The sequence below is a fragment of the Chitinivibrionales bacterium genome, assembly GCA_014728215.1.
Classification (GTDB): Bacteria; Fibrobacterota; Chitinivibrionia; order Chitinivibrionales; family WJKA01; genus WJKA01.
This window is the reverse complement of record WJLZ01000064.1, coordinates 1-4,634: the sequence shown is the minus strand read 5'-3', so window position 1 is coordinate 4,634 and position 4,634 is coordinate 1. Positions and strand designations below refer to the sequence as shown.

Sequence of the window (4,634 nt, the reverse complement as noted above, 5' to 3'; positions counted from 1 at the left end):
GCGTCCGAAATCACCGAACCGGGGGGCGCCCTGCCCGCCTGGCTGGTCAATTCCGTTGTCGTGAGTCAGCCCTTTCGCACCCTGGAAAACATGAGGGATATCATCAAACGGCCGGAATATCGGCGTGGGTCGGACTGCGGTGGGTTCAGCCGATCAAATCGAATCCGGCAGTGATGCCTTTCGACCGGTAGGCCGAATTTCCCCTCTCTCCGAGGATAGTCCACTCCGATGTAGCCAAGCTTTTCCTCCCAAGTCGGCTCATACCCTTCATCAGAAATCGGCACGATCGTTTTTCCAGACGCTGATATTCAAAAATTTTCGGGCGGTATCGGCCTTGAAACCGGGATAAATTCTGCCTGGCTTTTTTTTTCTGGCTTTTTTTCTTGACAATTCGGTAAAAATCGGATTTATGGGAAAAGCCGTTTGAAGACAAATCTCTCTATAGGGATTGGTGGATGTCCTGTATTCTCTAAAAGCGATTGTGGATTTCAACATTTCCGTTTAGCAAGGACTTCAGAGCCGTCGATTCTGAATGTTCCATGCGCATTGAATTGATTCCATACGCCATGAGATTTTTTACGTTGAAGCCCTTGCCAGTGACCATTTACAGAACATCGGTCTGCAACATAACGCTGAGGGAATCGCCGCCGTGCAGGAGAGAAAAATACGCACAACAGAGCTGATCCGGGATATCCGGCCGGTGGTGCAGCCGGGAATGAAAGTTTCGGATAGACAGCTCAAAGGACGAAGATCAATGGAATTCATTTCACAAAAACGACGCCCCCATGCGGATTATGCTTGTGGGGTTGCCTGTCTGGCCATGCTGCTTAGGCACAGAAACCGGGATGAGCGGGTAGACTATCAGGAACTCGCTCGTCGCTTGCGTATTGATCAGAAGGTAACAAAAAAGTGGGGAAATCAATATGAAGATTGCGGCCTTGGCGCATACCCTGCAGATATAACCAAGTATCTCAAGGAGGAAGGTATCCCATTTCTACATATCCACGATGCTGAGAAATGTCATAGTGCAGGTAGGGCCCTTCTTTCAATTGTTGCATCTGGTCCAACAATGGCGGGAATGAACTGGGGCAAAGAAGGCCACTGGGTTGTACTAGTGACTGAAGAAAATGGGCAACTATCATACCTCGATCCAGCCAAGACAGCGAATGAACCCCACAAGTCTTCAATTACGGACCAGGACCTATTGGCGCAATGGGACGGATTCGCTATCCAGTTACTCCGTTAACGAAACATGAAGGACTGACCAGTCCGGCGGACGGCTCTGGCAAAAAAAGGATAGTTCACTTACCGGCGGCGGTCTATTCTATTGATCGATAATGGGGAAAAACAGACCAACAAGGCCGCAAAAATTGTGCTTTTCGGAAACGAATTGATGCTGGCCATGGCCCCGGGCCTCGGCGCAGAACCGGGACCGAATCAAGTGAGGTGACGTATGGACCCCGTAATGCCAAGTAATTTTCTGGCTATCCGTTCACTGATTGAATCTTATCAAAAACGGTTCCCTGTGGTCTCCCGCTATGAGACTGTCGTAACTCTTATTAATGGCTATAATGCATCAGATTTGTATGAAAGGATTGAAAAGAGAAATAAAGAGCGCACCAGAATGGTAAGGAGCATAGTCGAGATTTATTCACACTCGGATCTATTCGAAGAAGCGGGGAGATATGATTTGTTCAGGCGGCTGAGATTACAACTGAGAGAAGACGATATAAGCAATATTTCTGCTGATATGCTAAATCCCAGGAAATCACCGCTCGGAAAATCTGTACTCGTTCATCTCCTAAAAAAAACTGAGAAGAATGAAATCGCAGAGATAATTAATGGGACAAATGCAAACCTGATAGAAGTTAAGCGGGAGCAGGTGGGAGACAGGTCCAGGATTGATTTAAGGGTGCACACGAAGAATCTTTCAGGTGAAAATTCGGCGGTTGGTTTTGAGTTTAAAGTAGGACACGGCAGTGAGACCTTCATAGATGGTGAGTGGCAAACTGTACGTGAATGGGACGACCTAATGCGTTTTGCTGATGAACGCGGAATTAGGAGGGGAAATGTAGTTGGATTTTTTATTACTCCAAATGGAATCAAATCAAAAAGCAGAGATTTTCAAGCTCTTTCAAGTCAGGACTTTAATGAGATTATATGTGAGGTACTGAACCGCTACGATGGAATAGAAGATAAAATTGATTTTGACGGCATAGGCGCGTTACGGCATTTTTTTAAGTCACGGTGGCTATTTTAGTTTTTCAAAGGGGGAAATATGATCATTGTAAACCCAGAGTGTGATTTTATTGTCAGAAACATCAAAGCAGTAAAAGCGCTGATTGAAAGCTATTCTCTTGTGGAGAAAAGAGTTCATGGCTGGCTTATAGCACAGCTAAAAAGAAAAATCGAGCAAAGAATAGATGAACTCCCTGCTCCCCAAAACAATTGGCGTGTGGACGAAGGTGATGAGGAAATCACTCTGACAAAAATAGAATGTTACAGTGATAATCATGAATATGGCGTATATTACGGAATAGAGAATATTCTTTTGGAAAATTTGGCCGCTGAATTCCCTGAAGATGGCGCGTGGATTTATCTTTGTTACAATCGGCCTGCACCAGCCCCATATGGGATGGCAAATGCTATAAGAGGCTGGGAACAAAGACTTATTGACCTGACAAATAATAATCGGAAAGTATTAGCTAATAATTATCGAGTGCAGCCGGATGATACCTACCTCGTCACACGCTATTTACATGGCATTTTGGATGCAGAAACTATAGCGGAGAATCCAGAAGAGACAATTAACAATACGGTAGCTACAATGATTGATTTTGTTAGAGACACTTTCCAAATTCTTGTACAAATACCATGATAAAGGACACGTATCTATCACGGAAATTTCGGCTAAAATATAAGAACCCCCGGCATCCCAGAAAAGAATACATATAGGCGGCTTGTTACAGCAAATCTGGGTAGAAAGATATGGGGTGAAAACCCGAGACACAACCGGCCCTTGATCTTCTGGCGCTTCTGGCTAAGAAACATCGGATATCAGTAGTGTCCCAACGTTAATGAGCCAAAACATCACAACTCACTGATATATAAGGATTTATAGAGATTATTAGCTGTTATCGATTTGAATTATAGAAAACAAATGCCAAGCAACGATTTCAATAGCTTATCAGGCAAAAACTCGATCATTCAATGACGATGGGACACTACTGATCGGATATATTTTCTTCTACGACCGAATCTGACGGATGAGAGCGACAATATGGTGTGTGAATGCGCCTTTGCCAGCAACAGTGAATACATGATCACTTCAAATATCAGAGATTTTAGGGGCGGGGAACTGAAAGGCTTCGGTTCAAGGTTGTCACGCCCAGAGATTTCTGCAATATCTGGAGGACGAAAAATGAATAAAAGCCTCACGCTCACAGTCAGAATGCCCGCCGAACTCAAAAAACGCCTTGAAAGAGAAGCAAAATATCAGGGTGTGCCACTAAATCAGTTGACAAATTAGATGCTTAACATTCAACTCACACAGTTGGAAATAATATCGGCGCTTGAAAACAGATTGTCGGATAAATCGATTGTTCAATTGAAAAAGAAAGCGGAAGCGATTCTGGATAAAATACCCGAAAGAAAGGTTCCTGCATGGGATTCCCTCGAATGACCGTAAAATATTGTAAACGTTAGAGCAAAATGAAGTCAAAGAGGCGATCAGACAGATTCAGATAAATCGCCTGTAAACAAGGAGGTGGTTTCGCCCCCCCCCACCGGCACCGCTCATCCCATCGACCTTCAGGTCACCCCACGGCCCCATCAATCCCGACGCCGGAACGCCTTAACAAAAATTTAACATTTATATCGACCATTTATTTCTTCCACTTTTTTTGTTGACAACGGGGAAAAACGGCGTATATTCCCGACCAGCGAGTCGGGAATGGGTTCCGGTCTTCGCTTTTTTTTACGCCGGAAAACCGGCGCGCAAGATGCAAAGCGTAGAGGGACATGGCGGGCAGGACGAGGGACAACGGAAAAGAGAGCGCCATCGCAGACGCGGGGCTGCGGCTGTTCGGCAAAAAGGGGTTCGGCGCCACCAGCGTGGAGGAGATCGCCCGGGCCGCCGGGGTCGGCAAGGGCAGCGTCTACACCTATTACGAGACAAAGGCCGACATCTTCGTGGCGGGGGTGATGCGGTACTTCGACCGGTACCACCAGGCGATCGAGAAGCTGATGGACGAGATCGAAAGTCCGGTCCACCGGCTGCGGCGGATTGTTACGACGTGCACGGAGATGTTCGACCCGGACAATCCGGAGACCATCCGCGTCTCCTTCGAGATCCTCAAGCAGGCCATGACCACGGGAGGGGTGCTCCACCAGCGGCGCCACCTGATCCGGGAACTCTCCATGGGGATGCGCCGGGTGGTGCAGGGGACCCTGCTGGAGGGGGTCTCCAAGGGGGTCTTCCGGCCCGAGATCGCGCGGGATGCCGAGAAGATCGCCATCAACCTGCTCGCCTACCTGGACGGCATCTACCTCCACGCCATGGTATCGGACAAATACTTCGATCTCGGCAAGCAGATCGGCTACCACCTGGAGATCCTTCTGGATCACCTGCTGGT

At 47.2% G+C, this 4,634-nt stretch carries 6 protein-coding genes; all 6 read left to right on the top strand.

The window, feature by feature from the left end; genetic code table 11:
* Positions 1 to 649: 649 nt before the first annotated feature.
* The gene (locus GF401_04265) at positions 650 to 1,246 is read left to right on the top strand and encodes a hypothetical protein (protein ID MBD3344259.1); all 597 of its coding nucleotides are present in this window, start codon (positions 650 to 652) and stop codon (positions 1,244 to 1,246) included.
* A 207-nt stretch (positions 1,247 to 1,453) separates the two neighbouring features.
* Positions 1,454 to 2,260: a hypothetical protein gene (locus tag GF401_04260; protein MBD3344258.1), complete on the top strand. Its 807-nt coding sequence runs from the start codon at positions 1,454 to 1,456 to the stop codon at positions 2,258 to 2,260.
* Positions 2,261 to 2,278: 18 nt separating this feature from the next.
* Positions 2,279 to 2,878 carry a hypothetical protein gene (locus GF401_04255; protein ID MBD3344257.1) on the top strand — a complete coding sequence of 200 codons (600 nt, stop codon included), beginning with the start codon at positions 2,279 to 2,281 and terminating at the stop codon, positions 2,876 to 2,878.
* 402 nt (positions 2,879 to 3,280) lie between these two features.
* Positions 3,281 to 3,529, top strand: coding sequence for a toxin-antitoxin system HicB family antitoxin (locus GF401_04250; GenBank protein MBD3344256.1), 249 nt, complete (start codon positions 3,281 to 3,283; stop codon positions 3,527 to 3,529).
* The gene (locus GF401_04245; GenBank protein MBD3344255.1) at positions 3,530 to 3,682 is read left to right on the top strand and encodes a hypothetical protein; all 153 of its coding nucleotides are present in this window, start codon (positions 3,530 to 3,532) and stop codon (positions 3,680 to 3,682) included. It abuts the gene before it with no gap.
* Between the two features lie 338 nt (positions 3,683 to 4,020).
* The coding region (locus GF401_04240; GenBank protein MBD3344254.1) for a TetR family transcriptional regulator at positions 4,021 to 4,634 on the top strand (614 nt) is incomplete at its 3' end.